Consider the following 26,300-nt stretch of genomic DNA (forward strand, 5'->3'; position numbering starts at 1 on the left):
CTTAAGTGAATCAGTTTTATACTTACGTATTCATGATCATTTTGACCATACCTTCAACGAGTGCAGGTACTTCCTCAAAAGCACTTTTCATATGGAGACGTTCCGTTCGTTTGTGCGCATCTTTTCCAAGAGGACCTACATTTAAAACGGGTGCCTGGAGTTGGGTCATTTCGACGAAGGGAATGCTGTAGCTTTTGCCCCATACAGGCGTGTTTGCTTGGAAAGTAGTCCATCCTTCTCCTTCATCACGATAATTCACATAGCTTAAATCGCTAATGCCATTGAAATAATGAATTTGTTTGACGGGCAAATCAAATTTTGTGAGCCCTTGTTCCTTCACGTAATCCACACATTGTTTCACGAGCGCATCCTCTGATGAATTGACCGCCGGATAGTAAGGGGGAGCAAAAAGCAAGACGATGGCCGGAGCAAGTTCTTGGCACTGAATCATGAATGTATCGGCAATACGGAAACATTTTTCACGGTCATCCCAACCATTGTTAGCATGAATGGCTGACTTGATTGCTTCTATTTTTTTCGTACCTAGCTTTTGAGTGGCATGCTTTACTAATTCTTCATATCGTAAAACGCGTAAAGTGCCAACATGATCTGCAGAGAGTTCCTTGCAGACCCGCTTGTAAGCTGCGTTACAGGCCTCTGCAGCATCAAAGGCTATTTTTTCAAAAATATCCATGATTTCATCGGCATTCCGCTTCATTAAAAACACATTATATAAGGCTGATGCACGATATGGTGTTTGCACCGAATATTCCAGTTTTAAATCCTTTTGTAGAAGAGTTACTGGAAGAGGGGTGGTTTCACCCATAAACCTTTCTTGGAGAGTTGGATTCCACTCCATCCGCTGCGTTAAAAATGATGCGATATACGGCGCTGTTATCCCGCTCAGCGGTTCACCAACATGTGTTTCTTTTCCATAAAAAAGCGCTGACGGCATGATTTTGCCAATAGTACCTGAATAGATATAATAATTTTTGTCACCAGGTTCTTGAGAAAATACCGGTTCACCGTTCAAAAAAAGTTTGTAGATGAGATTATGTTCACGCTTCATTTCTAGTAACTTCGTAACTGCTGCCCTCATCCCTGATGAATTGACCTCCTCATCCGGTACGGTCAACAGGAGAAGATTAATCGGCCATTTCTCAGCTGCAGCTTTTTCTATCAAGCCCATGTGCATGACAAGCCCCATTTTCATATCCATCGTGCCTCTGCCAAATAGATATTCACCTGATTGAAGGTCCTCCCTGGCTTCCCCAGGAAGTTCATCCATCCTGTTTAAAAGGAGCTTTGTTAATTCTTCCGGTTTATAGGCGTATTCCTCAAGGTCGCCATACTCTTCCGTGTTCACTGTATCAAAATGACTAATAAGGACGATGGTCTCCTCCGCACTCGGGTGTTTATATAATGCCGTTAAAAACCTCCGTCCAAAATCGGCATCATGAAGCCCTAAGTGATTAGGATTTTCTTGAAAATAGGTGACTTCTGCAAGCTTTGCATGCACTTTGAAAGGAAATTCTCGCTCTCCCTCTGTTAATGTCATGCTTTTCCAACTTACCACTTCGCACAGGAGCCTGCGAAGCGCATCCGGCGTCCCCCATCTAAGCTGTTCCATTTTATAAATAACCCCTTTTAATAGTGTGATAGTGTTAGTTAAAGGCCTGTTTTTATGTTTACTTCGGTGTTTTTCTTATTCTTGAAATGGTAGAAAATAAAGCAAACCACCAAGAATCCTAATCCTACTAGTAAACCAACTAGCTGGGTTGGGTCGAAGGCAAGGAATAGTAAGATTGACACGCAGAATACGATACAAACTATCGGGATTAATGGATAAAACGGAACCTTGTATTGTAATTCCTCTAATTTCCCGCCCATTTGCAGATATTTTCTTCGGAACATCAGCTGGGAAAGAGCGATCCCTATCCAAGAAATCGTAACGGAAATACCTGCAATTGACATCAGTAAGACAAATACCGTGTCTGCTGCAATTACGCTTGTTAACAAGGATAAAAGAGAAAAGATCATCGTAAACACCAAGGCTGTGAAAGGAACTTTCCGATTTGACAGTTTTCCAAATACCTTCGGTGCCATTCCATCATGCGCCATCGCCCAAAGCAACCGAGTCGATGCATAAATACAAGAGTTTCCTACCGAAAGAATAGCTGTCAGGATGACAAAGTTCATAATATCTGGTGCAAATGGAATCCCTGCTAAATCCATCAAGGTCACAAATGGACTTTCCAATAACCCCAGTTCTTTATTTGGAAAAATCGCCGATAAAATGACAATCGAAGCTAAATAAAAGACGATAATTCTAATAAGGACGTTTCGGATGGCACGAGGAATATTCTTTTGCGGCTCTTCACTTTCACCCGCTGCAATACCAATCAATTCTGACCCTTGATAGGAAAAGATAACGTTCATCATGGTCACAAAAAGTATGACAAACCCCGCTGGAAACAACCCAGATGGAGCCAAATTCTCTAAAAAGGGAGCCGGGCGACCTTCCAATGGAATAACCCCAAAGATGGCGCCAAAACCAATAATGATAAAGAAAATAACAGCTACTACTTTAATCCCAGCAAACCAATATTCTGCCTCAGCAAATCCCCTTGTCGTGAGGGCATTGAGCACAAAAAGCAAGGCGATGAAAATGGCGCACCACACCCAAACTGATATGTCTGGAAACCAGCGTTTCATCAATATTCCTGCGGCGGTAAATTCTACGCCTGCCGTTGTTGCAGATCCAATGAAATACATCCATCCAAGCGAAAATCCAGCAGATGGACTAATAAACTTACTAGCATACGTTTGAAACGAACCCGTTACAGGCATATGGACCGCTAGTTCCCCTAGGCACACCATGACAAGGTATAAAATGATACCCCCAAATAAATACCCGATTAATGCTCCGCCCGCCCCTGCCTGATTGATGGTATAACCAGCGTTTAAAAACAGACCCGTTCCAATGACTCCCCCTAACGAAAGCATAAACAAATGTCTGCGTTTCATGGATCGGTTTAACTGATTTTGCTGCTCCCCTTGTTCGACCATACCTTCTCACACCCCTTATATTTTGGCAGAACCTAAAATCCTCTTAAAAACGCAGTGACAAACAGCTTAATCCACCATCCAATTTACGGAATTCTGACATTTCTAGTTCAATTGTTTGATAGCCAGCCTCGTTTAGGTTTTGTTTTGTAATTGGATACCCAGCCGGAATGATGACAAAATCATTTACCTGGATACAGTTGGCTGCGTATTCCTCTTCAGGCGGGACAATTATTTTTTTATAAGAATTGAAATCTGGATGATCGATGAATTCCCCGGCAACGACAATGGTCTGATTGCCTAAGTAGGCGATTCCAGTTTTTAAATGAAAGAATTCCTCCAACTGAACAATCGTTGCCTGGTAGTTCTCTAATTCTAAAATTGCTTTTAATTGCTCGGCACCCTCCTTGTTTGTGCGAGCTGAGATACCAATATAGAAATGATCTTCAATTTGCAATATATCTCCGCCATCCAGTGTCCCTGGTGCTTTAATATAATAGATATTTTCATAGAAGGACTTGATTGCCGACTTCATTTCATCGATTTCTCCATTACGGGTTAAGGCTCCAGGATTTGAAATGACAGCAAAATTAGGCGTTAGGACAGCGGTATCCTCTACGAAGGTTGAATCCGGAAATTGATCATTACTTGGAAGGACTGTTACTTCTGTTCCACATTTTTTCAATGCTTCAATATAGGCAGCGTGCTGCTCTAAAGCTTTTTCCAAAATAGGTGTACCTAAATCGGATGTCGTTAAGCCGTTGATGTAACTCTCTCCAGGTGTTTTGACAATTGTGTTTTTAAACATGATTATTTCCTCCTTTTATTAGACGCGGATCACTGGACATGTAAGGCATGTCGGTCCGCCTGTTCCTAAATAAGAAATCTCATTGCCTTCATACTCATAAACGGTTGCCCCAGCCTCTTCCAATTTTTCCTTTGTGGAAGAGCTTCCAAAAACCATCACACATACTCGAGGTGCTAAGGCAAGAACATTGCAGCCGAGCTTGTGATATTCTTCGTCTGGTACTTCAATGAGCTGATAACCGCGCTTAATTAACAGCTGACGAAGGAATACCGGCATTAAACGCGAATAAACAACCGCCAGATTATCGTCGACGATACTAATAAACGACATGAGATGAAGACATTCGTCTTCCCCCTGATCATGCGGGAGCTGGACCACGATACATTCCTCGACTAAGTCCTTCGTCATTTCCTTGATTTGTTCAATTGCCTCATCGTTCGTTCGATAGCCTCGGCCAATTAATAGAGTGCGATCATCGAGCCATACAAGGTCTCCCCCGTCAGCTACCGCCTCACCCGTTAGCTCACCTAATATAGGAATCTTTTTTTCTATTAAAAAATTTTTATAGACCGCGGCCTCAGACTGACGTAATTTTTTTCCTGATTTTAAAATAATTGCGCCTTTTTTCGTAAATTTAACGGGATCATGGGCAAACAGCGAATCTAAACCAACACTTTCAGTTGCTGGTAAATACTCAATTTTCTCAACATGTTTGTTCAGAATAGAGAGAAATTGTTCATACTCCTGCTCCGCCTTTGAAAAATCAGGCTCGCTAATATAGTTGTATCTCTTCCATTCCTTATTTAAATGCTCCTGATTGAGAAAAGCGTCTTTCGGATGCTTGATGATCACACTGTTTAGCTTTTTATACATCGATGCTAACATGAAATTCCCCCTTCCGTTTTTCCGCATAGTGGAATATAATTCTTATAAGTGGAAAAGTTATATTTATGATATTAATGCAGCTATTTTTCCATGTCAATAAATTTAGAATTTACTGAAAAATATTTTTTGGGGATGATATGATGCAAACGATTGACCGAGCCATGCAAGTGATTAAAGTTCTTGCTGGAAACGACACGAAGAACTGGAAATCCATTACCGATTTATCAAAGGAATGCGGCCTGCCTGTCAGCACGATGCACCGTTTATTACATTCAATGATGCAGCATGGGCTGATTCAGCAGGAGGCGGGCACAAAGCTTTATTCAATGGGGAATGCTTGGTTGGAGTATGGCTTGCAGATGTATGATACCTTTGATTTTGTCGGGCTTATCCGCCCTGAAATGGAGGCACTGATGCATGAATGCGGGGAGAGTGTTTATTTTAGTAAACCGATTGGTCTGGAATCGTTAATTGTTGAAAGAATTGACTGCCCGCATAATCCCATCCGAATTTACGACCAGCTTGGAATACGCATCCCATTGAATATTGGTGCCGCTAATAAAGCCATGTTAGCCCATATGCCTAAAAATGAGATTTTAAAAATCGTCAAAAAGTTGGTTTCTGTGGAGGAAGAAAAAGAGGCATTTTTACAAATACTGAACAAGATTCGAAGCGATGGATTTGCGGAAAGTCACGGAGAAAAAACAAAAGGCACTTCATCTGTTGCTGCCCCAATCTTTGACCATTCCAATTACCTGATTGGTGCCATCAGTATCGGGTATGTTAGCTTTAATGTGACTGAGGAACGGGAAAGCTTTTTGAAAAATAAAGTGCTGGAATATGGAATGCGTATTTCTACTAAACTAGGGAGAAAAAGAAGTTAGCGGTGGTCCTCTAACTTCTTTTTTCTAAAAGGTGACAGGCACCACTCGTGGACAATTGTCCACGAGTGGTGCCTGTCACCCGTTAAAAATTAATTTTGATTGTTTGTGCTTCTTCGAGTCTTTCTTGTTTTTCGTTATAGACATCGCTTGTTAGGATTTTGATCCATTCTATCTTTTGATTTTTTGTTTCATTTACAATGAATCCTAGGCTGCCACGTTTGCTGTCCTTTCCTTCTAAAACTCCGTTAAGATGCTCAAGATACATATCTTGATTCCAGTCTGCCTTCACGCCGGTGTTTGTTTCAAATAAGGCGATTGGGGCAAAGTTCCGTTTCTCTATTGATAGATTTTTAATATCTACGCTTATTTTAATAAAATCAAATTCTTCTTCTTCCGTTAAAGGATGGAAATAATCAATTAGGCTGTAATCCGGTCGGTAATGGAGAAGTTTTACCTCTCTGATCGTGTATTCGATATCGCCTATATGATAAACCTGATTGAGCTGCTTCACCGCTTTTAGGGTGGCTTCCCCTTTTTCGTCCGTAACCGTCTGCCCTGGCTTTTGTAAAGTAGAATCGTCCGTTACCTGCGGATTGTTATAGTAAGCGTCATGTTCCGCCTCCGAAATCTTTGTTTCGCGGGTTTGCTCTGCTTTCGGAATAGGTTGAATGGAAGATAATGAACAGCCTGCAAGTAGATAAACAAATGAAATTATTATAAATGCCTTTTTCAACTTTGATTCCCCCCATCTAGTAGAAAGGCTATATTAGAAGAAATCCCGCTCCAAAAGGAAGCGAGCGGGATGAAATATTACTTATCATCAATTACAGTCTTTTGGTTGCCTTTTTCAAGAATATCAAAAATGATTTTTGCATTATCCGTATTATCGATTTGGCCGGCAAAACGCTCGCGGGCAGGACCAAATGCATAAACATTAACATCCTCACCCGTATGACCGCCTGTGGTCCAGCCAGTGAATGAACGAGTGTCGATAATTTGTTCAATAGCATTATCGATATCTACAACCCTTTTGGAAGCAGCAACATCCTTTACGGACTGAATTTCTTTATCAGTTAAAGGAAGATCTAGATATTTGGTCAAGGTTGCTCTCACATCGGCACCGCCCGCAATTTGCTCAGCCATAAAATCCGGTGTACGCTTGGCAGCTTGAATTGGAGCACTGAACCAGTTATATTCGCCGCGAGCACCAATCGAGTAACCTCCAGTGGAATGGTCCGCTGTTGCTACTACCAGCGTATGACCATCTTTTTTCGCAAAATCAATCGCAGCTTTGAAGGCTTTTTCGAAATCCTCCATTTCGCTCATGGCACCGACGATATCGTTATCGTGGCCGGCCCAGTCGATTTGGCTTCCTTCCACCATCAAGAAGAAACCTTGTTTATTCTGATTTAAGCGTTCGATTGCTGAAGCGGTCATATCTGCAAGTGAAGGGATTTCCTCTGTCCGGTCAATCATTTTCGGCATGCCGCGCTTAGCAAAAAGTCCGAGCACCTGGTCATTTTTGTCCTTTTTCAATTCTTGAAGGTTTGAAACGGAGCTGTAGCCGTCCTTTTTGAATTCTTCGACAAGGTTACGGTCTTTACGGATAAATAAATCAGATCCGCCGCCAAGAAGGACATCAATCTTGTGCTTTCCGTTCACCATTTCATCATAATAATCATCAGCAATCGCATTCATGTTGTTTCGATTAACATCATGTGAGCCAAAGGAAGCTGGGGTAGCATGGGTGATTTCCGATGTCGCGACAAGTCCAGTGGCTTTTCCCTGTTCCTTCGCAGCTTCAAGCACGGTTTTCACTTCTGCTTTATCATTGTCAACCGCAATCGCGGCATTGTACGTTTTTACACCTGCTGCCATAGCCGTTGCTGCAGAGGCCGAATCTGTTACATTTTGCGCCGGATCCTCTGGGTATGTAGTTTGCTGCCCGACGAGGTATTTATCAAATTCAGTTGATTCAACAAACTTTGTTGCTGGATTGTCCTTTAAATAACGGTAGGCTGAGGTATAGGAAACACCCATTCCATCGCCAATTAAAAAAATAACGTTTTTAATCTCTGCATTGTTGTTTGCGGTTTTATTCGTCTGTGCCTTCGCAGCACCCGCTCCTTCTACACCCGCAAGAACTACCGTAGAGACCATCGCTAATGGAAGAATCTTTTTCACCAGTTTTTTCTTAAACAATTTGCTCTCCCCCTCAGATAAAGTTTTAGTACGGTTCTCATTATAGATGGGTTATTTTAAGTAAATGTAAATAATTGTAAATGTGATAATCTTATATAATGGTTAATTATTCCTATTTCTACTAAGCCTATTTGAAAAAACTGCTTATATTTCGTTTATTATTGGATTCTTTATCCATCTAAATTCCTGCTTTTCTTCATATTTTCTTTACAAAAATCTAACAATTAGAAATTGTCATCTTTTTCTTTTAATATCAGGCATATTGTTGTATCTTTTATAGGGAAATCATTTTATTTCGAAAGGCGAACTTATGTGGAAAAATAGAAATATTTGGATTTTATTAACAGGGGAATTTATCGCTGGTCTTGGTCTATGGCTAGGAGTCATTGGTAATTTGGAATTCATGCAGGCGAAGCTTCCCTCGGATTTCTTAAAATCCCTCCTTTTAGCCGGAGGACTTCTTGCGGGAATAGCGGTTGGGCCATATGCAGGCAGACTTACCGATCAATCAAGTAAGAAAAAGGTTATGCTGATAGCTGGGTTTGTGAGGGCTGTCAGTGTTGTGTTTATGCTTATTGCCATTGCAACGGGTTCCATTTGGTGGATGGTTGTTTTTCTAGTCCTGCTTCAAATTTCTGCTGCTTTCTATTTTCCTGCCCTGCAGGCAGCCCTTCCGCTTGTGGTCGCTGATAAGGATTTGCTCCGATTGAATGGAGTTCATATGAATGTCTCGACCCTTTCACGGATTATTGGAACAGCACTGGCAGGATTATTGCTGGTTATTATGCCGCTATCCATGCTCTACGTTAGCTCACTAGCAGCGTATATTGGTCTGTTTATCCTTACTTTTTTCTTAGATATTGATGAGAGCAAAGGCATGCAGCAAGCTATGAAAAGTACTTTAGAACAAACGAGTTTTAAAGATGTTTTTCCCATTATTAAAGGGCTGCCCATTGTCTCCATGACTCTCATCATGACACTGGTACCCGTTCTATTTCTTGGCAGCTTTAATCTTATGGTCATAAATATCAGTGAAATACAGGATAGTTCGGCCATTAAAGGCTGGATATACACCGCGGAAGGAACCTCCTTTATGGTTGGTGCTCTCTTCATTAAACAAATCAGTGACAAGGTATCCCCTTATATCATTTTGTTTGCTTGTTCATTTATGGTGGGATTGTCTCAGTTTTTGCTCTATTTAGCTGAACTTCCTGTAGTAACCATTGCAGCATTTTTGTTATTTGGCTTTTCAGTGGGCTGCTTTTTCCCAACTGCAGCCACCATTTTTCAAACAAGTGTGCCAAAGGATTTTCACGGTCGATTTTTTTCCTTCCGAAACATGCTTGACAGAATAAGCTTTCAGATTGTCTTACTCATTAGCGGCTTCCTGCTGGATATGATTGGCCTACAGCTCATGTGTGTTCTTTTTGGAGGTCTATCGATCATCATAACCACTATCTTTTATACAAGGTACAAACACACACAAACCCGAACAGTTCAACAAGAAAAATAAACAGAAAAGGCACCATCCCCGAATAAAGTGGGATGGTGCCTTCTTTATTCGGGGATGGTGCCTTCTTTATGATGTCCACCACCAGAAGACAAATGTCCACGAACGGTGCCTGTCACCCTACTGACACCCTACTTTAAAAATGGGTGGTGGAATAGATGGGTTTTAGTTCTTTTTCTGGCTCGATATAGGCTTTTACGCTGTTAACGGCTGTGGGGCCTTCACAGAATCCGCCTGCGATTAGGTGCAGTTTATTTTGATAGCTGGCAATGTCGCCTGCAGCAAAGATTCCTTCGATATTGGTCTGCATAAACTCGTCCACTTTGATACTGCCTTTTTCGAATTCCAGGCCCCATTTCTTGATTGGGCCTAAATCGATTGAAAAACCGTGGTTAACAAGCACATCGTCCACCTGGATGACTTGGACCTGTTCTGTTTCCATGTTTTTAACACTCACACTAGTAAGTCGAGCATTTTCCCCATGAAGTTTCTCTATCACATATGGGGTCAAGATGGTCGCCGTGGAGTTTCTCAAAGTAGTAATATACCGCTCCAATCCTGAAAATTCATTGCGGCGATGGACAACTGTTACGTGTCTAGCGATTGGCAGCAACTCATTTGCCCAATCCAGAGCAGAATTACCACCACCGGAGATTAACACGTGCTTGCCCTCGAAGTGTTTTAGGGATTCTACCGTATAATGCAGGTTCCGCCCCTCATATTTCTCCTCATCCTTAAGGTCCAGTCTCGAACTTTTCAACGCACCGAATCCGGTGGCTAAAATAATTGTTCTAGTATGATGTTTTTCCCCATTGTGGCTAGTTAAAAGAAACGTTCCGTCGGGTAATTTTTCTAATCCAACCACTTGCTGATTCATGACAATGGTTGGGTCGAAGGTTCGGGCTTGTGATTCTAACTGTCGAATCAAATTCTCGCCCGAAATGGCAGGAATTCCGCCAATATCCCGGATTGTCTTTTCCGGATAGAAATAGGAAACCTTTCCTCCTAGAAACGGCAAATATTCAATAATCTTTGTTTCTAATTCTCTCATTCCACAATAAAATGCGGTGAATAGGCCAATCGGGCCTCCGCCGATGATGGTCACATCGTATAGTTTCATCTTTTCCCCATCCATTCGCACTTCTAGAAATTCACTACTTTTCGGTTTTCTGTAGCTTGTTCTTTTTGTATTAAATCATAGGAAAGACATACCGGCTTTTTCGTCCTTGGGTCTTTTACAATTTCCGCATCAATTTGAAAAACTTCTTTTAATACTTCGTGGGTCATCACTTCTTCAGCTGTCCCCTCTTTAACCAACTTTCCTCCGCGAAGGGATACCATATAATGAGAAAAACGGGCTGCAAGATTAAGGTCATGAATAACCATCACAATCGTTCTTCCTTCTTCTCTATTTAATTTTTCCAACAGTTGCAAAATCTCCAGCTGATGGGCCAAATCCAGATAAGTAGTTGGTTCATCTAGCAGCAATAAGTCCGTTTCTTGTGCAATAGCCATGGCAATCCAGGCACGCTGCCGCTGTCCTCCTGAAAGAGCATCAACCGGTTGGTTGGCTAGTGTTGATAATCCTGTCACATCCAAAGACCACTCAATCACCTTTTTATCTTCATGAGAAAGTCTTCCAAAGCTGTTTTGATGCGGGGATCGTCCGAATGAAATTAACTCATAAACGGTTAAACCACTTGGTGCCTCAGGGCTTTGCGGTAAAACGGCCATCTTCTTGGCAATTTCCTTTGTCGGGATTTTATGAATCATTTTTCCATCGAGATAGACAGAACCAGATTTTGCAGGGTGAACACGGGCAATTGTTTTTAAAATAGTCGATTTCCCGCAGCCATTTGCCCCGATAATGGTGGTGATTTCCCCTTTATTAATCTTCAAATTCAACTTTTCTACTATAATTTTATCTCCATAGCCAATCTGTAAATCTTCAGTAGAAAGAGAAACCATATCATTTCCCCCTTTATTTTGCTTTCATTAGTAAATAAATAAAATACGGAGCACTAAATACCGCCACGACAATGCCAACCGGAATTTGCGTTGGTGCGAGCAGATTTTTACCAATCGTGTCTGCCAACAGCACTAAGAAGGAACCTAATAATGCTGTAACTGGAAGCAGCAGTTGGTGCCTTGGTCCGATTAATCGCTTCGCAATATGTGGAGCCACCAGTCCAAGAAAGGCAATTCCTCCTCCTGCAGCGACACTGAATCCTGCAAGCCCCACGGCAACGAGAAGCAATTGCCGTCTCTCTTTTTCTACCCTGATTCCGAGTCCGGTTGCCACCTGGTCACCTAAATGTAACAGATTTAAGATATGCCCTTTATAGATCGCGAAAGGAAGAAGCAACAGAATTAATGGCGCCAGCACACTAACCATTTTCCAATTTGCACCCCATATATCTCCGGAGAGCCAGACTGCCGCCTGCATAAAGTCCTGAGGATTCATTTTTAATTGAAAAATAACAATCGCAGCGCCAAAGCCGGAATTAACTCCTATGCCGACTAAAATTAACCGCACAGGGTCTATCCCTTTTTTCCACGCTAAAACGTAAATCAGAAGTGCCGCTATTCCCGCTCCAACAAAGGCAAAAAGCGGCATTAAGAATGTACCTAACGTACTTACACTATTCATGGAGCCCTGAAAAAAATAAATAAAAAGAATGACCGAGAAACCTGCACCTGTATTAATTCCCAAGATACCAGGGTCAGCCAAATCATTTTTTGATACGCCCTGGAGAATGGCTCCAGCTACGGCTAACCCTGCACCAATTAATAAGGATAAAACCATTCTGGGCAGACGGAAATCCACCAATACCAGTTGGTCACGAGCCGTCCCCTGCCCAACTAATGTCTTAAACACATCAAGTGGTCCGATTCGGATAACCCCTAAATTCAAACTTATGATAAATAGGAAAACTGTTAACAAGGTTAAAATGCAGATGGTTGCGATAAACTTATTTTGTTTAACTTTTAGTACATTCATTACAACCCTCTCCTTTCCCTGCGTGCCAGGTATAAGAAAAAGGGAACACCGATGATGGCTGTAATTGCTCCAACTGGTGTTTCAAACGGGGCATTTACCATTCTTGCAGCAATATCAGCAAGAACTAATAACAGTCCGCCTAATACGGCTGAAATAGGAATTATCCATCGGTAATCCGATCCGATAATAAACCGGGTAATGTGTGGGATTACTAGACCAATAAATCCAATTGCGCCTGCTATCGACACCGCTGCTCCTGTCAAGACTAGGACAACGATGACTCCAAGGGATTTTACTAAAAGTGTATTTTGTCCAAGTCCTTTTGACACTTCTTCCCCAAGGCTTAGAATCGTAATCGAGCGTGAAATAAACATGGCAAGCAGCAGCCCAAGCCCGCCCGCGATAAGTAAAATTTTAACGGAGCCCCAATTAGTGGACGTCAATCCACCTGCATACCAAAAGCTCATATCCTTAGCCACTTGAAAATGGAGAGCAATGGCATTCGATATGGCATTCAGCATCGATCCAACGGCAACTCCGGCAAGTGCTAGTTTTACTGGAGTCAGACCTCCTTTTGAAAAAGCACCAATCGTAAACACAAGGATTACGCCAAGTCCTGCTCCCACTAAGGAAGAAAAAGTAAGACTTAAAATGGTTGCTGCTGGGAAAAATGCAAGAGTGATGACTAACGCAAATGCAGCACCATCTGTCACTCCCATAATCGAAGGAGAAGCGAGCGGATTCCGGGTCAAACCTTGCATGACAGCACCAGATACCGCAAGTAATGCACCTACCAACACTGCACTAATGGCTCTTGGCATGCGGATTTCTTGAATGATTTGATGGGGGGCCACATTTGGATTAAATCGGCTGACAGCTTCCCAAACGGTTGAAAGCTTTATATCTGCAGCACCGTAAGAGATTGATAAACCCATTGAAAACAAGATTAATAAAACACCAATTAATAATATTATGGTTCCTTTAATGGATGTTCTTAGCGAAGTGGGATTTATTAAGGAGTTTCCTTCTTGTTGTATGGCATTTTCGTTCAAACATGAACACCCTTTCTCGATAAAAAGACGAGGTTTGCTATATAAAATATTTCGCTGGAATAAAAATAATGATAATCATTATCATTAAGTATAAAGAGGAGCCCTTGATTTTTCAATATGTATATAGGTAAAAAGCAGGTTCCAGAAAATTCCTTCAAAATCTATTCACAAATTTTAAGAATTAGGTTATTGACTATCGCGTTGAAAATGATTATCATTTGCATTAACACAGGTAAACACTGCCTTAGGAGGAAAAACCATGTTAAAAAAACGCCTTTATATATCTTTTTCATTATTACTGATGTTATTTTTGATAACTGCTTGTAGTAATTCTAATTCTGATAAAACAGATGAGAGCACGAAGACAGAAAATAAAAATGTAGAAGTTAAATTAACTGATGCCATGGGAGAAGTCACCATTCCAGCAAATCCAAAGCGAATTATCGCTCCCTATTTAGAGGATTCCTTAGTTGCATTAGGAGTTAAACCTGCTGCACAATGGTCGATTGGGGATACAGTATTAGATTATTTGCAGCCAGAATTAAAGGATGTCCCAAAAATCAGCTGGGATCTTCCACTCGAACAGACAATCAGCAACACACCAGATTTAATTATTTTCAGTTCTCCTTCAGCAATACAAAAAGGACAATATGAAGAATATAAAAAGGTAGCTCCAACTTACGTGTTTAAGGACGAGGTTAGTGCCGATTGGCGGAAACAGCTTACGCAAATGGGTGAAATTTTAAATAAACAAAAAGAGGCCAAGGACGCGCTTGCCAAATATGATACAAAAGTTTCAGACGCTAAAACAAAAATTCATGACTCGATTGGTGATGAAACAGCGGCCATCATTTGGGTCATGGCCGATAAATTTTATCTCATGGAAAACAATCGTTTTAGTGCAAACGTCCTTTATAAGGATTTAGGTATTAAACAGCCTGCATTCGTAGAAAATCTAGGTCCAGCCTCTGTACAGTGGGACCCGATTGCTTTAGAAAAATTACCAGAAATCAAAGCTGATCACATCTTTCTTGTGAGCAAAAAAGGCGAAACCGGATTAGACATTTTAGCCAAGAGCTCTATCTGGAATGGACTCGACGCTGTCAAAAACGGTCATGTTTACGAAATAAACGACCCGACGAATTGGACCATCAACGGACTCATCGCAAGTGAAAAAACAGCCGATGAAGTTGTTAAAGCCTTAACTAAATAGGAAAAACGTAAAAAAGGTGTCAGGCACCACTCGTGGACAAAAGTCCACGGACGGTGCCTGACACCTTTTAATATTCCTTCTTTTGATTGGAAACTTTCCAGGCTTCGAATGGAGAGTTAGTGCTGTTGGGGAGTAATTCGATCATTGGGATACTGCGTTTTTCCATTGGTAAGGCTAATTGATCATAAATAAATTGATCGTCAAATCCTATTTGTGCGGCATCCTTTTTTGTACAGTTATAATAGATGGTCTTCAGTCTCGACCAATAGATAGCTCCCAAACACATGGGACATGGCTCGCAGCTTGTATACAGTTCACAATCAGTCAATTGAAAGCTATCCAAATACTGACATGCAGCCCGAATAGCTTGTATCTCGGCATGTGCAGTAGGGTCATTAGTTGACGTTACTTGATTCTTACCCACTCCAATAATTTTCCCGTTTTTTACGATAATGGCTCCAAATGGACCTCCGCTGTTTGAAATCACATTTTCATAAGCAATATCTACCGCCATTTTCATTAAATCTTCTTCTCTCATAATCCACCCCCTAAATTACTTATCCTTTTACCTTAAGTTATTAATCTATTTCGCGAAAAAGAATTAAGAATTCATCTTAAAAAAGGTTTTAACACAAATAGGCTATGTTAAAGAACATTGTTGATTTTCTAAGCTCGTTGATTGGAGCGGAAGGCGCGAAGACTCCTGCGGGAGTACGGGGCAGGGGAGACCCCGCAGGAGCGAAGCGACGAGGAGGCTCCCCGGCACGCCCGCGAACCGCTCGCGCCTGGAGCGGAAATCAACAGACTAGTTTAACCGATCCAACAAATAAAAAACTACTTTTAAAGGATTAACCAATCTGCCTTTACTAGCCATTAGATAACTGCTTTACTATGAGACGATTCATTATTATTTTAAATTTCCAATAAAAATTAGTTCGTATATGTCTGAAATTTTGTACAATGGTATTATAGGTTAATTTTGCTTAAAAATATGTTTTTGGACAATAATTTTAGAGCTTTTTGAAGACATTTGATGGAGGGACTTGAACGATCATGCTGAAGGCTAGGTTATACGACTTTTCGTTATTTTTTATAGCATTGGCCATAGCTTTTGGTTCATCCGATGCTCTGTCCATAAACTCCTTTTACATTAAAACCATTATTATATTCTGGTTTTTTTCTATCTTATATTTTCGCCTGCGGGTATTTTATAAAAATGGAAGTACAAATATTGAATATGGAATTAACTATGATTTATCATTGGTACTATTTGCAGCACCATTAGGATTGCTACTATTTGAGACTATTTATCGTTTTACCGTTTTCGCTTACCGTAAATGGACAAAAATTGCAGACCCAAATGAATTATCGGATACATTCTATAATATTGGATGCTTTGTTATCACCAACTCAATTGCCTATTTCTTATTTCAGCATTTTCACGAGAGTTTTCAATCGCTCCCATTTGGCTTTTGGATTTTAATGTATCTATTAGTCTGTATTTCTTCCTATCTTTCAGGTACCTTTATGGTGATTGTATTTGTAATATTAGGAGAATTAAAATCCTTCAAAGAGGGAATCGATTTTATTTTTAGAGGGATTAGCCTTCTCGACTATGGAAAAGTGGCTATATCGAATGGGATGCTTTTCATTTTTCTCCAAGATAAACAGTGGGAAATGCTGATTATCGTATTTATTTTGAATTATATTGTAAGCCGCTCCTTCTACTCAAAATCTCAAAGTATTCAAAACAAGGTTGAGCGGGACAAGTTCGAACAAATGGCTTATACAGACTTTCTGACTGGAGTATTCAACCGAACCTTTATGGATAATAAGATGGCTGAACTCAACCAAACTGGGGAAAGTGTTGGAATTGTCGTGGCCGATATTGATAAATTTAAAAGTATTAACGACAGCTACAATCACGCTGTGGGCGATAAGGTTATCCAGCACTTTGCCACAACTTTAAAAAGCTATCTGGATGAAAATGATTTTCTGTTCAGAAGTGGTGGAGAAGAATTTACTCTCTGCCTGAGAAAGAGAAATTTTGAAGAGACGATGTTCTTGGTGAATAGGATGCTAGAGGGAATTGCCAACAATTCCGTTCAAGTGGAGTATACAGGAGAAAAGACCGCCATTTCATATACAGCCTCATTTGGGCTCTATTACTACAAAGTAAACGAAAACATCTCAATGGAAAAAGGCTATATCCTCGCCGATGAACTCATGCTCCAATCAAAACAACTAGGAAGAAACAAAGTATCCGTCATTAACGGCTTTCTAAACAAAGAAGTGGTCTAACCTGTTTGTCATAGGTTAGACCACTTTTTTTATATTGTCGATGGTGATAGTGTCAGGCACCACAAAAAGACATTATTTTAATTTTGTCCATATGGGGTGGACATCCAAATATATCAGACTGCCAGCAGACTATTTAATATTTTTTTTCGCGGCAGTATTTGCAGACTTTGATTTTTTCGTTTGTTTCTGTTGTGTGTGGGTATAGGAGTTTTATTCTTGTTCTGCCGCATAATGGGCATGTCCCCCGGCCGTTCGAAGGCAGGTAGCTGATAGTTTTTCCCCGGTTTCTCTTCGCCATTTCCATCCATCCCTATCCAAAAAAATTCTCGTTTCTTTATCTAATGTTGAACAGGCATAAAGATTGATAGGCATATAATTGTTTTTGAAACAAAAGTACTTATTGTTTTACCATTCATTGATCACGCACAAATGTCCAATATAAGCGCCCTACATCCTTATTAAAAGGAATATTTTCCAAGGAACCGAATATAACACAGTAGGGAATCTATATGGACATTTAATGATCGAAGGGAGATTGTTTATGAATCAAATTATTCATGGAAATTTAGTGGAAACGAGGAAGCAGTTAGTAAATGAAATTACCTCACTCAGTTTTGAAGAATTAAATACTGCGTTAGGTAGTGATACGTGGAGCGTTGCCCAAGTATGTCATCACCTATATTTAGCGGAAAAATCATTCGTACATGGGATTAATTATGCACTGAAACAAAAGGATAATCCAAAGGTAGGGCGACAACCGCTTGACCGTATTTCTGACCGTTCCCAGAAGATAGACGCACCCCCTTTTGTCATTCCAAGTGAAGAACCATTTGAAATTCATCACATCCACAATATGCTTAAGGAATCAAGGACGATGCTGTTGAACGTTCTAAATAAAATTGAAGATGATTCCATATTACGTGAAAAATCAGCAAAGCATCCTCTCTTTGGCGTACTCCCCCTTATTCAATGGATTGAACTAATCTATTTGCACGAACAACGGCACATTGAACAAATCAATGAAATCAAATCGCAAATTAGTTGATATAAATTGTCTTAATCGTCTTGCACGACTATAAATTCCTTCCCATATGATAGGAATAAGAACCGAAACAAAAACTTTCTGATTGGAAGGGAAAGATGTGGTGCTTTAAATGAAAAAGTCCCAAACTAATCATCATTCGTTTCAAAACCTTCAGGAAAATGGGATGTCGTTTGAACAGGTCTTTGATCGAATTATTGAATTCATGAAGATTAACCCGAATGGGAATTACCGTTTAATGGTTGGAACAGATTCTCAGGTTCATAGATCCCAGACTATCTTTATAACTGGAATAGTGATTCAAAATGAGGGAAATGGTGTATGGGCTTGCATTAGAAAGGTGATTGTTCCTAGAAAAATGACGCATTTACATGAACGGATATCCCTTGAGCTTTCTTTAACAGAGGAAATTGTCTCCCTGTTTACGGAAGAAAGAAAAAATGATTTGATTAACATTGTCCTCCCCTTTCTTTATCAAGGGGCAACCTTTACAATGGAAGGTCATATCGATATCGGCGCCGGTAAACGCAACAAGACCAGTGAATTTGTAAAGGAAATGGTCACACGAATCGAATCCATGGGGGTAGAGCCGAAAATCAAACCGGACGCCTTTGTAGCCTCAAGCTATGCAAATCGCTACACAAAATAGGCATACAAAAATAAGGTGTCAGGCACCGTAGATGGACATTTGTCCACGAGCAGTGCCTGACACCATTTTTTATATACACTCTAACTCTACTTTGACTATCGTCCCAACACCAGGCTGACTTTCGATTTTCATAATACCATTATGTTCTTGGATAATTTTATTACTGACGGTTAGACCAAGCCCGATTCCTTTATCTTTTGTGGTATAGAATGGAGTTCCCAAAAAACCCATTAGCTCAGAATCTATACCAACACCTTCATCTCTAAAACTTACCTGTACTCGATTGTTCTCTATTTTTTGAACTTCAATTTGGACATTTCCCCCGATTGTCATCGACTCTATAGCATTCTTAAGGAAATTGACAAATACTTGCTTTAATTGGTGCGGGCTGCAAAGTAATTTAATATCATTGATTGGATACACTTTCTTGATTTGAACATTATGAAGTAAGGCCTGAGGATGAAGAACATTTATTGTGCTATCCAAAATAGAGATTAAATTTTCCTTTTCAAATTGGATGGCCTGAGGTTTTGCCAGTGACATAAACTCATTCACAATCATATCAATCCGGTCTAGTTCGTTCATAATAATAGCTAGGTAGTGTTCTTGCTTCTCTTTCACATTTGTACTTTTTAATAGTTTTGAAAAACCTTTTAATGAAGTCAATGGATTCCGGATTTCATGAGCAACACCCGCAGCCAATTGGCCAATAATCGATAGGCGGTCTAAATTCCGAAGCGCATCATCGTTTTTTACCCTGTCCGTAATGTTCCTTCCAACTGCCACAAATGAATCAACTTCATTTCTCTCATTAAAAATTGGCGAAATATTGGTCTCAGAATAGATGACATCGTTATCACCAGTATTAATCCTTATTTGAAACAACTGCGGTTCACCCGTTTTGATTAGATTTTGAACCATGGTTTCAAAACGTGCTATTTCTTCAGGTGGGATAATATCGTAAACATCCTTGCCTACTAATTGCTCTGGGGTGTAACCAATCGCTTTCTCATGAGAAGGTGACGCATAGATAATCTTTTTATCTTTCGAATATACCTTTATCATATCAGTGGTATTTTCCGTGATTAATTTATATAGTTCGCGGGTTTTTTTCAGTTCTCTCTCAATATTCAAATGCTCCGTAACATCCCGATAAATAGCCATTATGGCGATTATTTCTCCTTTTGAATTTCGAAAGGGAGAATAGGATACAGCGATATCAAGAACGCTTCCATCTTTATGGAAACGCTGTGTAACGATATTATGGAAGGCTTTTCCGAGTTTGACGGCATTTATTATTTCGTTCACTATGTCAGGATTCGGAAATTCGGTGAATCTCTTGCCAATAATTTCTTCCTCCGTATACCCGAATATTTTGGTATACATACGGTTTACGCGAATAAATCGATTGTCCATATCAACTAAACAAATTCCATCCGCTGTACAGTCAAGAAACAAATCGATTAACTCATCAGGATTATAAATTGCAGATTCATTTGCTTCCCCAAAAATTTGAAAACTCTTCAACATAGAGATCTCTCCAAACACATCAAATATTCTCTTCCATTCATTCTTCATTTTACAGAATTTTTCGGTAAAGAAAAGAGATTTTTTTATGGTGACAGGCACCACAAAAAGACAAATTCACCCTTTTTGTCCTCCTCAAGAGGACACTTTTTGGTTTTCTGATGATGCTATGAAATTTTATTTTCGTTTGGGGGAAGGATAAATATGGAATTGTTACAATTATTTATTTGGAGGATATCTCTTGATTACTCTAATCAAACCACTATTGGTTAACATCACGTTATTATTTTCTTTTACCTTTAATGCAAACCTATTTTTTCCGTTTCAAACGAAGATTCCTCTGTCTTTAAAGCAAAAATTGAATTATGGTTTAATCGGTTCAATTGGGGCACTTTTTTGCATGTTTTATCCTATTGAAACCCTAGGCGAGACGCATTTTGATTTAAGGATGTGTGCCATCATTATCTTAACTCTGTATGGCGGGTGGGTACCAGGAGGCATAGCTTTAGTATGTGCGTGCATTTTTCGCTATGTAATTGGAGGGAAATTCTTCTTCATCGGAATCACGGTTTCCCTTGCCTCTTTCCTAATTGCTTTTGTACTAAGAGACATTTTTCTTAAAGCAAAGTCTAAGTTAGTCGCTGGGTCACTAATTGTAATTTGTTATTTTATTGTCTATATTTTAATCCTGTTTTTTACTGTCCATATTTTAGATCTTGCTTTTTACTTTGTTTACTTTATTGCTTTTTATCTAACTACTATTTCCTTAATCTTCCTGATTGAGCACTTGATAAAAATAAACAAGCAGTTTGAGGAGATGGTTTATCTCGATAAGTTGAATATGATTGGTCAACTTACAGCTTCAATCGCACACGAAATAAGAAATCCCCTCTCAACTGTTAGAGGATTTATCCAATACTTAAGTGCAGATACCAGCGATGAACAATTAAAAAAATTCTCTCCTTTAATTATGGAAGAATTAGATCGAACCAACAGTATTATTACCAACTATTTAAAAGTGGCCAAGCCAGAACCCTTTCAGCTATCAGCTATTTCACTTAATGCTGTGATAAGTGATTGTGTCCAATTACTGAGACCCCTTGCTTCCTATTCAAATGTCATCATTGATTATGAAAATAATGATAAATTTTATGTGTATGGGGATGAGCACCATTTAAAACAAGCTCTTATGAATGTAATCAAAAATGGAATTGAGTCCATACCCAAAAAAGGAACCATTCAGATCGATTTAAATGCCGACGTGCTCAAAGACACGGTTAAGATTAGAATAAAGGACAGCGGTAAGGGGATGTCTCCTGAACAGTTAAAACAGATAGGCCTGCCTTTTTATACCACCAAGTCAAAAGGAACTGGTTTAGGTAGTATGGTTACCAACAAAATCATCCGAGAACTGAACGGGTCAATAGAATATGAAAGTGAAATTGATAAAGGGACGGTTGTTAAAATTGTTTTACCATTACTACATTTAAAAAAATGAGGCGGTTTCTCTTAAAGAAACTGACCTCATTCTTTTATCCGTATGGACGGTACTTCAAGATAAGTCACAATCCGCCAAATCCATTCAAGTGGACCAAATCGAAAAGAACGCAGCCACAAGATGCTAAAAAGAATCTGGATCGTATAGATAACGATACACAGCAAAAGAGACTGAATATACGTGATTCGATGATATGCATTTAAGACATTCCCAGCCATTAATATAAGGGCTGTCTGCGTAACGTAGTTTGTCAGCGCCATCCTACCGTAGCTTTTTAAAGGGGAAAGAACCTTGCGGACAATTGGAAATTGTAACAGTAAAATAAAAAAGCCAATATAAAAAGCCGAAACAATGGGACCAATTGTGATTCCAATACTTAAGAACCTTTGCATCTCTAAGTTATACGTTTCTATTGAAAACGGTAAATACTGATATTGATAAATCAATCCCAATCCACTTAAAACAAACAGTATGATTGTAAAAATAACGGTCATTTTCAAACGGTAAGAAATTCGTTCAAACACCTGAAACTGTCCTGCGGCGATTCCTAATAACATGAGCGGCACGACCATGAATATTTTGTTCGAAAAGATGCTTAAAACAAATAGCATGACGGTTCCAAATACGAGGTTCATGATTTTATTTGCTTTGTAAAATGGTAAAATAAAAAGTCCGCAAATAGCATAAATCGATAAAGCTTCCCCTTGCTGAAACTGTACATGGATTAAGCCAAAGATAAACAACGCCAAAATTCTCCGTAAAAACAAAACATAGCCGTTTTTCCCTTTGGCGTTAGCCCTGCTGATAAAAAGGTAAAATCCCACGCCAAACAGAAAGGTAAATATGGTGTAAAAACGGCCTTCTACAAAAAAATAGAGAAACTTCCAATAGGAAGCATTCAGGGAACTAGGCTCCGGCGGGGTTATGGACAGCAAAGGAACAATGTTCACCAGAATGATTCCCATAAGAGCAAATCCCCGTAAATAATCAAGCGTAACAATCCGATTACTTAATTCCATCACATTCTCCTTATACTGTACCTAACACCCATACTCGTTCTGTATAATATCTGCAAACAATACTTAACAAACGATCTCCTAATATTCTAATCGATAGATTAAAAATCTCTCATTGGCATTCTGTTCATATACATGTGGTAATTTGATCTCCAGAATCATTTCAAAGGCAGTCTGATTTTCTAAAAAATAAATATATTCCTCAGAAGGATAATATAAAACCAACTCTATTTCCCGGTCTGCTTTTTCCACAGAACGCAATATGTTATTAACAATATTACGGAAAACTTGAATCGAAAATGGATTAAAAAAATAAAAACGGTTATCTAGTGGATTAATCTGGTACTCCTCTGCCAAACAGCACTCAAAGTGAATTTGATCCTTTCCTTTATATCTCCTCACATAACTTTGTCGATTTTCAATCGCCTTTTGAAAAAGTGTCTCATCCATTTCCACTCCAAGAACATGGGCCCGAAATAGATAATGGATAAAAAAATTCAAACGGCCTTTTCCACAGCCAAAATCCACAATATAATCGCTGCTTTTCAATTTGTAATGATGAAAAAGCACTTCTAATGCACTATACGGGGTTGGCTCATACCGATGATAATGGAGGGATTTATGGAAATCCTTTTGAAATTCTTTCGTTTTTATATTAAACAATTTGTCGTAATAATGTTCTTTCATTGATGACCCCTGTGTACTCATAATAAACATCTAAAAGATTATTTTTTTACTAGTAAGGAATTCGAAGATACGGATGAAAGCTTAACGGATAAAGGGAAAGCGCAAAGGAGCAGGATAATGATAAAACCAATGACTCCACCCCATCCATATTGAGTCCAGAAAAAGCCGCCTGCAGACCCTGCTAAACTTGAACCACTGTAATAAAAAAATAAATAAAGTGAGGAAGCCTGAGCTTTTTCCGTTTTTGCTCTTTGTCCCACCCAGCTTGAGGCAATGGAATGAGAACCGAAAAAGCCAAATGTAAAAACGGCAATCCCGACGATTTTTAATACTAAAGGTTCACCAAGAGTTAACACCGCTCCAAAAAGCATAATCAAAAGCCCAATCCAAAGGACTTTGCGTCGCCCCAAAGAATCTGATAATTGTCCCATCCAAGTGGAACTGAAGGTACCTGTTAAATAGACGATAAAGATCCATCCGATGATGGTCTGGCTTAACTTATAAGGCGGCTCCAACAATTGAAAGCCGATATAATTAAATAAGGTAACAAAGCTTCCCATTAAGATAAATGCAATCCCAAATAAACACAGCAAGGCTGGATCCCTCAAATGGCGATATAAAGAAGCAAATAAACTTTTTAATATCAACGGTTTGGGGTTAAAGTTTTGGGATTTCGGTAAGTTCCACCAAAACCAGATGCTTAGTAATAAACTGATGACACCGATACAGCCCATGGCAATCCGCCACGAAAAAAAGTCCGTAACAGTGCCAGTTATAATTCTCCCAGCCATGCCGCCAATGGAATTACCGCTAATATAAAGTCCCATTGCCGCACCCAAACTGTTTGGTTCCACTTCTTCTCCTAGATAGGCCATGGCAATAGCGGGAAGGCCAGCAAGAACAACACCTTGAAGAACACGAAATCCGAGTAATGACCCAAAGGTAGGGCTATACGCGGTAAATATAACAATCAGGGATGACAATAGCAGTGAAGCAGTCATGATGATTTTGCGTCCCCATACCTCAGATAATGTGCTGGTAATTAGCATAAAAACAGCGAGGGTGAACGTAGTCACTGATAATGTTAAACTCCCCGTGGCGGCCGGTACATGAAACTCCTTCGAAAAAATCGGCATAAGCGGCTGTACGTCATAAAGAATGGAAAATGTAATAAAGCCCCCGGCAAAAAGGGCGATATTTGCTTTACGAAATGCCGTTGTCCCTTGTTGCAGCTTACCCACAAAAACCCTTCTCTCATTAATAAGGTTCCTTTTCACTTTACTCCTCTAACGTACAAAATTCAATCAATTAGAAAAACTACCTGATTCTTTACTTTCTTTAAGAATTAATTAAGGATTTCAATAAAAAACGGCATAATTCCATTTCATTGGAATCATGCCGTTTTTATTTATTATGAAGAAATCTGGCGAATAGCCAATTCATCCTCAATTACTTGCGAAGGATATTGATAGACAGATGGACTCCGCAAACATAACTTTTCCCAGGCATCCACACAAATCGGATCAAAATGGGAGCCCTTGTTTTCGCTTAAAAATTTCATCGCTTCCAAATGCGGCCACGCTTTTCGGTAAGCACGTTCTGACGTTAAGGCATCATAGACATCCGCAACAGCTACAATTCTAGCAAAGAAAGGAATGTCCTCCCCCTTTAAATGATCAGGATACCCACTGCCATTCCATTTTTCATGGTGGGACCGGATAATTCCCAGCTCTTCCTTCATAAAACCAAGTTCCCTGCAAATCTCATAACCATCCAATGGATGCTTTTCGATTATGACCCTTTCATCAGGCAAAAGTTTTCCAGGTTTATTAAGAACGGCATCAGGAACACTAATTTTTCCAACATCATGAACAAGACCGCCCTGAACTATCGCGCGCAGCTGTTCCGGTTTCAACCCTAGCTCCTCTGCAAGCTTCAATGCATACAGAGTGACCCTGAAGGTATGGCCCGCTGTATAAATATCCTTTTTTTCTGTAGCATTTACTAAAGCTTTGACACTTTGTCCAATGCTATTCATCACTCGTTCAAAAGGATCGTTTGTATAGAGGGAACGAACCGATTCTGTCAAGTTCCCTTTTACGCCGTACTGTTTGATAAGGCCGGAAATCATGACAATCATGGAGGCGAGTAATAAGAAATGATAAATCCACCAACTTAGGTTCCACTCCACCCCTCTTACCATTATCAGCTGCGAGACTATGAACCAGCCAGAACAGTAAACAATCGATAGTTGTAACGGAAACCGTGTAAATAGATAGGATTGATAATAGCGAAATGCCGTCATGCTATTTAATAACAGGATGACAATCGTCAAAATCACATTCAACGGCATTACTTGTAATGGAATGACATGGGTAAGATGCGGATTTATTATCCCAATGATAGCAAAAATAACTAATCCAATCGTCCATACTGGTAGCAGCCACCGCTGCCGCTTTGCCAAAAAGTCTACGATCGGATTGTCAGATGGCAGTGATGACAACCACACCCAGATCGTTGCTAATAACATACTTAATTGTGCAGCGATTGCAGGTAAATGGTAATCATGGAGAAAGATATCAGGAGTTGCCAGCCCATGAATCGAAAACATAATCCCAAGAGAAAAGAAAGAGAGTGACAGAAAACTAACTTTTATATTTCGGATTCTGACCCCAGCAATCCCTACCGCAATCGCAATGATACTAGATAAAAGGGAAACGAGACTGACGATATAAAAGTGCCCCCTTGGCAGCCGAAACAATTCATCCTTTAATATGCCTTGATTTAGTACTTCAAATAATAAATAGGGAAATGACACAGCAATCAGCGGCCAAAGTAAGCGGTAAGACTTCATAGCAATCCTCCAAAAACGAATAGATATTCAATCATATGCTACAGTGCCTTAATTAAAACTAAAACCCAGTCCAATGACTGGGTTTTTTTGAAATTATTCTATTAT

The 26,300-nt window shown here is 39.7% G+C and carries 23 protein-coding genes; 7 read left to right on the plus strand and 16 right to left on the minus strand.

Going from position 1 to position 26,300, the window contains the following annotated elements:
* Positions 1–22: 22 nt before the first annotated feature.
* The 4 genes from ABES02_RS09025 to ABES02_RS09040 are packed head-to-tail and all read right to left on the minus strand — an operon-like array spanning position 23 to position 4,759.
* Positions 23–1,630 (minus strand): M20/M25/M40 family metallo-hydrolase, encoded by a 1,608-nt coding sequence (locus tag ABES02_RS09025; protein WP_430133195.1) that lies wholly within the window; start codon positions 1,628–1,630, stop codon positions 23–25.
* 38 nt (positions 1,631–1,668) lie between these two features.
* Positions 1,669–3,069, minus strand: coding sequence for an amino acid permease (locus tag ABES02_RS09030; protein WP_430133198.1), 1,401 nt, complete (start codon positions 3,067–3,069; stop codon positions 1,669–1,671).
* Between the two features lie 43 nt (positions 3,070–3,112).
* A complete protein-coding gene (locus ABES02_RS09035) occupies positions 3,113–3,874 on the minus strand; it encodes a dimethylarginine dimethylaminohydrolase family protein (RefSeq protein WP_430133200.1) in 762 nt (253 codons plus the stop codon).
* A gap of 18 nt (positions 3,875–3,892) precedes the next feature.
* Complete coding sequence (locus tag ABES02_RS09040; protein WP_430133204.1) at positions 3,893–4,759, minus strand: dimethylarginine dimethylaminohydrolase family protein; 867 nt, start codon at positions 4,757–4,759, stop codon at positions 3,893–3,895.
* A gap of 140 nt (positions 4,760–4,899) precedes the next feature.
* On the opposite strand from ABES02_RS09040, the gene ABES02_RS09045 reads away from it, so the two are divergent.
* Positions 4,900–5,643, plus strand: a complete 744-nt coding sequence (locus ABES02_RS09045; protein ID WP_430133206.1) for an IclR family transcriptional regulator — start codon at positions 4,900–4,902, stop codon at positions 5,641–5,643.
* 82 nt (positions 5,644–5,725) lie between these two features.
* On the opposite strand, the gene ABES02_RS09050 is transcribed toward ABES02_RS09045, so the two are convergent.
* Together ABES02_RS09050 and ABES02_RS09055 are read right to left on the minus strand one after the other, a co-directional pair.
* Positions 5,726–6,376 carry a hypothetical protein gene (locus ABES02_RS09050; RefSeq protein WP_430133208.1) on the minus strand — a complete coding sequence of 217 codons (651 nt, stop codon included), beginning with the start codon at positions 6,374–6,376 and terminating at the stop codon, positions 5,726–5,728.
* A gap of 77 nt (positions 6,377–6,453) precedes the next feature.
* Entirely contained in the window at positions 6,454–7,845 is a 1,392-nt protein-coding gene (locus ABES02_RS09055; RefSeq protein ID WP_430133211.1) for an alkaline phosphatase, read from the minus strand.
* 310 nt (positions 7,846–8,155) lie between these two features.
* On the opposite strand from ABES02_RS09055, the gene ABES02_RS09060 reads away from it, so the two are divergent.
* Entirely contained in the window at positions 8,156–9,358 is a 1,203-nt protein-coding gene (locus tag ABES02_RS09060) for an MFS transporter (RefSeq protein ID WP_430133213.1), read from the plus strand.
* A 133-nt stretch (positions 9,359–9,491) separates the two neighbouring features.
* Here the strand turns inward: ABES02_RS09060 and ABES02_RS09065 are convergent, their stop codons facing one another.
* From ABES02_RS09065 to ABES02_RS09080, 4 genes are read right to left on the minus strand one after another with little or no spacing between them, the layout of a single operon-like run.
* On the minus strand, positions 9,492–10,490 hold the full coding sequence (locus ABES02_RS09065) for an NAD(P)/FAD-dependent oxidoreductase (protein WP_430133216.1): 999 nt from the start codon (positions 10,488–10,490) through the stop codon (positions 9,492–9,494).
* A gap of 8 nt (positions 10,491–10,498) precedes the next feature.
* Positions 10,499–11,323 carry an ABC transporter ATP-binding protein gene (locus ABES02_RS09070; RefSeq protein WP_430133218.1) on the minus strand — a complete coding sequence of 275 codons (825 nt, stop codon included), beginning with the start codon at positions 11,321–11,323 and terminating at the stop codon, positions 10,499–10,501.
* Between the two features lie 13 nt (positions 11,324–11,336).
* A complete protein-coding gene (locus ABES02_RS09075; protein WP_430133221.1) occupies positions 11,337–12,356 on the minus strand; it encodes a FecCD family ABC transporter permease in 1,020 nt (339 codons plus the stop codon).
* Positions 12,356–13,369 (minus strand): FecCD family ABC transporter permease, encoded by a 1,014-nt coding sequence (locus tag ABES02_RS09080; protein ID WP_430133511.1) that lies wholly within the window; start codon positions 13,367–13,369, stop codon positions 12,356–12,358. The genes ABES02_RS09075 and ABES02_RS09080 overlap by 1 nt, the downstream gene beginning before the upstream one ends.
* A 298-nt stretch (positions 13,370–13,667) precedes the next feature.
* Between ABES02_RS09080 and ABES02_RS09085 the strand changes: the two genes are divergently transcribed.
* On the plus strand, positions 13,668–14,621 hold the full coding sequence (locus ABES02_RS09085; RefSeq protein WP_430133224.1) for an ABC transporter substrate-binding protein: 954 nt from the start codon (positions 13,668–13,670) through the stop codon (positions 14,619–14,621).
* A gap of 67 nt (positions 14,622–14,688) precedes the next feature.
* Here ABES02_RS09085 and ABES02_RS09090 read toward each other — a convergent pair whose 3' ends face one another.
* On the minus strand, positions 14,689–15,159 hold the full coding sequence (locus tag ABES02_RS09090; protein ID WP_430133227.1) for a nucleoside deaminase: 471 nt from the start codon (positions 15,157–15,159) through the stop codon (positions 14,689–14,691).
* Positions 15,160–15,674: 515 nt separating this feature from the next.
* Here ABES02_RS09090 and ABES02_RS09095 point away from each other — a divergent pair.
* From ABES02_RS09095 to ABES02_RS09105, 3 genes are all read left to right on the plus strand, one after another.
* Positions 15,675–16,922, plus strand: coding sequence for a GGDEF domain-containing protein (locus tag ABES02_RS09095; RefSeq protein WP_430133230.1), 1,248 nt, complete (start codon positions 15,675–15,677; stop codon positions 16,920–16,922).
* A gap of 541 nt (positions 16,923–17,463) precedes the next feature.
* The gene (locus ABES02_RS09100; RefSeq protein WP_430133233.1) at positions 17,464–17,967 is read left to right on the plus strand and encodes a DinB family protein; all 504 of its coding nucleotides are present in this window, start codon (positions 17,464–17,466) and stop codon (positions 17,965–17,967) included.
* Between the two features lie 109 nt (positions 17,968–18,076).
* Positions 18,077–18,613: a ribonuclease H-like YkuK family protein gene (locus tag ABES02_RS09105; protein WP_430133236.1), complete on the plus strand. Its 537-nt coding sequence runs from the start codon at positions 18,077–18,079 to the stop codon at positions 18,611–18,613.
* Positions 18,614–18,682: 69 nt separating this feature from the next.
* Here the strand turns inward: ABES02_RS09105 and ABES02_RS09110 are convergent, their stop codons facing one another.
* On the minus strand, positions 18,683–20,143 hold the full coding sequence (locus tag ABES02_RS09110; RefSeq protein ID WP_430133239.1) for a PAS domain-containing sensor histidine kinase: 1,461 nt from the start codon (positions 20,141–20,143) through the stop codon (positions 18,683–18,685).
* Positions 20,144–20,381: 238 nt separating this feature from the next.
* On the opposite strand from ABES02_RS09110, the gene ABES02_RS09115 reads away from it, so the two are divergent.
* Entirely contained in the window at positions 20,382–21,638 is a 1,257-nt protein-coding gene (locus tag ABES02_RS09115) for an ATP-binding protein (protein ID WP_430133242.1), read from the plus strand.
* A 26-nt stretch (positions 21,639–21,664) separates the two neighbouring features.
* On the opposite strand, the gene ABES02_RS09120 is transcribed toward ABES02_RS09115, so the two are convergent.
* The 4 genes from ABES02_RS09120 to ABES02_RS09135 all read right to left on the minus strand — a co-directional run bounded on the left by ABES02_RS09120 (position 21,665) and on the right by ABES02_RS09135 (position 26,195).
* Complete coding sequence (locus ABES02_RS09120) at positions 21,665–22,657, minus strand: DUF418 domain-containing protein (protein WP_430133245.1); 993 nt, start codon at positions 22,655–22,657, stop codon at positions 21,665–21,667.
* Between the two features lie 78 nt (positions 22,658–22,735).
* Positions 22,736–23,341 (minus strand): methyltransferase, encoded by a 606-nt coding sequence (locus tag ABES02_RS09125; protein ID WP_430133247.1) that lies wholly within the window; start codon positions 23,339–23,341, stop codon positions 22,736–22,738.
* A gap of 38 nt (positions 23,342–23,379) precedes the next feature.
* Entirely contained in the window at positions 23,380–24,582 is a 1,203-nt protein-coding gene (locus tag ABES02_RS09130; protein ID WP_430133250.1) for an MFS transporter, read from the minus strand.
* Between the two features lie 170 nt (positions 24,583–24,752).
* Positions 24,753–26,195 (minus strand): HD-GYP domain-containing protein, encoded by a 1,443-nt coding sequence (locus tag ABES02_RS09135; RefSeq protein WP_430133253.1) that lies wholly within the window; start codon positions 26,193–26,195, stop codon positions 24,753–24,755.
* Between the last annotated feature and the right edge of the window lie 105 nt (positions 26,196–26,300).

It is taken from the genome of Neobacillus pocheonensis (genome assembly GCF_050477905.1).
GTDB lineage: Bacteria > Bacillota > Bacilli > Bacillales > Cytobacillaceae > Neobacillus > Neobacillus pocheonensis_A.

Excerpts from the sequence above, each read along its gene's own strand:
- ABES02_RS09025 (WP_430133195.1), bottom strand. The coding sequence starts at position 1,630 with ATGGAACAGCTTAGATGGGGGACGCCGGATGCGCTTCGCAGGCTCCTG.
- ABES02_RS09120 (WP_430133245.1), bottom strand. The coding sequence starts at position 22,657 with ATGGAATTAAGTAATCGGATTGTTACGCTTGATTATTTACGGGGATTT.
- ABES02_RS09105 (WP_430133236.1), top strand. The coding sequence starts at position 18,077 with ATGAAAAAGTCCCAAACTAATCATCATTCGTTTCAAAACCTTCAGGAA.
- ABES02_RS09045 (WP_430133206.1), top strand. The coding sequence starts at position 4,900 with ATGCAAACGATTGACCGAGCCATGCAAGTGATTAAAGTTCTTGCTGGA.
- ABES02_RS09060 (WP_430133213.1), top strand. The coding sequence starts at position 8,156 with ATGTGGAAAAATAGAAATATTTGGATTTTATTAACAGGGGAATTTATC.
- ABES02_RS09085 (WP_430133224.1), top strand. The coding sequence starts at position 13,668 with ATGTTAAAAAAACGCCTTTATATATCTTTTTCATTATTACTGATGTTA.
- ABES02_RS09040 (WP_430133204.1), bottom strand. The coding sequence starts at position 4,759 with ATGTTAGCATCGATGTATAAAAAGCTAAACAGTGTGATCATCAAGCAT.
- ABES02_RS09110 (WP_430133239.1), bottom strand. The coding sequence starts at position 20,143 with ATGTTGAAGAGTTTTCAAATTTTTGGGGAAGCAAATGAATCTGCAATT.
- ABES02_RS09090 (WP_430133227.1), bottom strand. The coding sequence starts at position 15,159 with ATGAGAGAAGAAGATTTAATGAAAATGGCGGTAGATATTGCTTATGAA.
- ABES02_RS09065 (WP_430133216.1), bottom strand. The coding sequence starts at position 10,490 with ATGGATGGGGAAAAGATGAAACTATACGATGTGACCATCATCGGCGGA.
- ABES02_RS09135 (WP_430133253.1), bottom strand. The coding sequence starts at position 26,195 with ATGAAGTCTTACCGCTTACTTTGGCCGCTGATTGCTGTGTCATTTCCC.
- ABES02_RS09100 (WP_430133233.1), top strand. The coding sequence starts at position 17,464 with ATGAATCAAATTATTCATGGAAATTTAGTGGAAACGAGGAAGCAGTTA.
- ABES02_RS09030 (WP_430133198.1), bottom strand. The coding sequence starts at position 3,069 with ATGGTCGAACAAGGGGAGCAGCAAAATCAGTTAAACCGATCCATGAAA.
- ABES02_RS09035 (WP_430133200.1), bottom strand. The coding sequence starts at position 3,874 with ATGTTTAAAAACACAATTGTCAAAACACCTGGAGAGAGTTACATCAAC.
- ABES02_RS09125 (WP_430133247.1), bottom strand. The coding sequence starts at position 23,341 with ATGAAAGAACATTATTACGACAAATTGTTTAATATAAAAACGAAAGAA.
- ABES02_RS09070 (WP_430133218.1), bottom strand. The coding sequence starts at position 11,323 with ATGGTTTCTCTTTCTACTGAAGATTTACAGATTGGCTATGGAGATAAA.
- ABES02_RS09075 (WP_430133221.1), bottom strand. The coding sequence starts at position 12,356 with ATGAATGTACTAAAAGTTAAACAAAATAAGTTTATCGCAACCATCTGC.
- ABES02_RS09095 (WP_430133230.1), top strand. The coding sequence starts at position 15,675 with ATGCTGAAGGCTAGGTTATACGACTTTTCGTTATTTTTTATAGCATTG.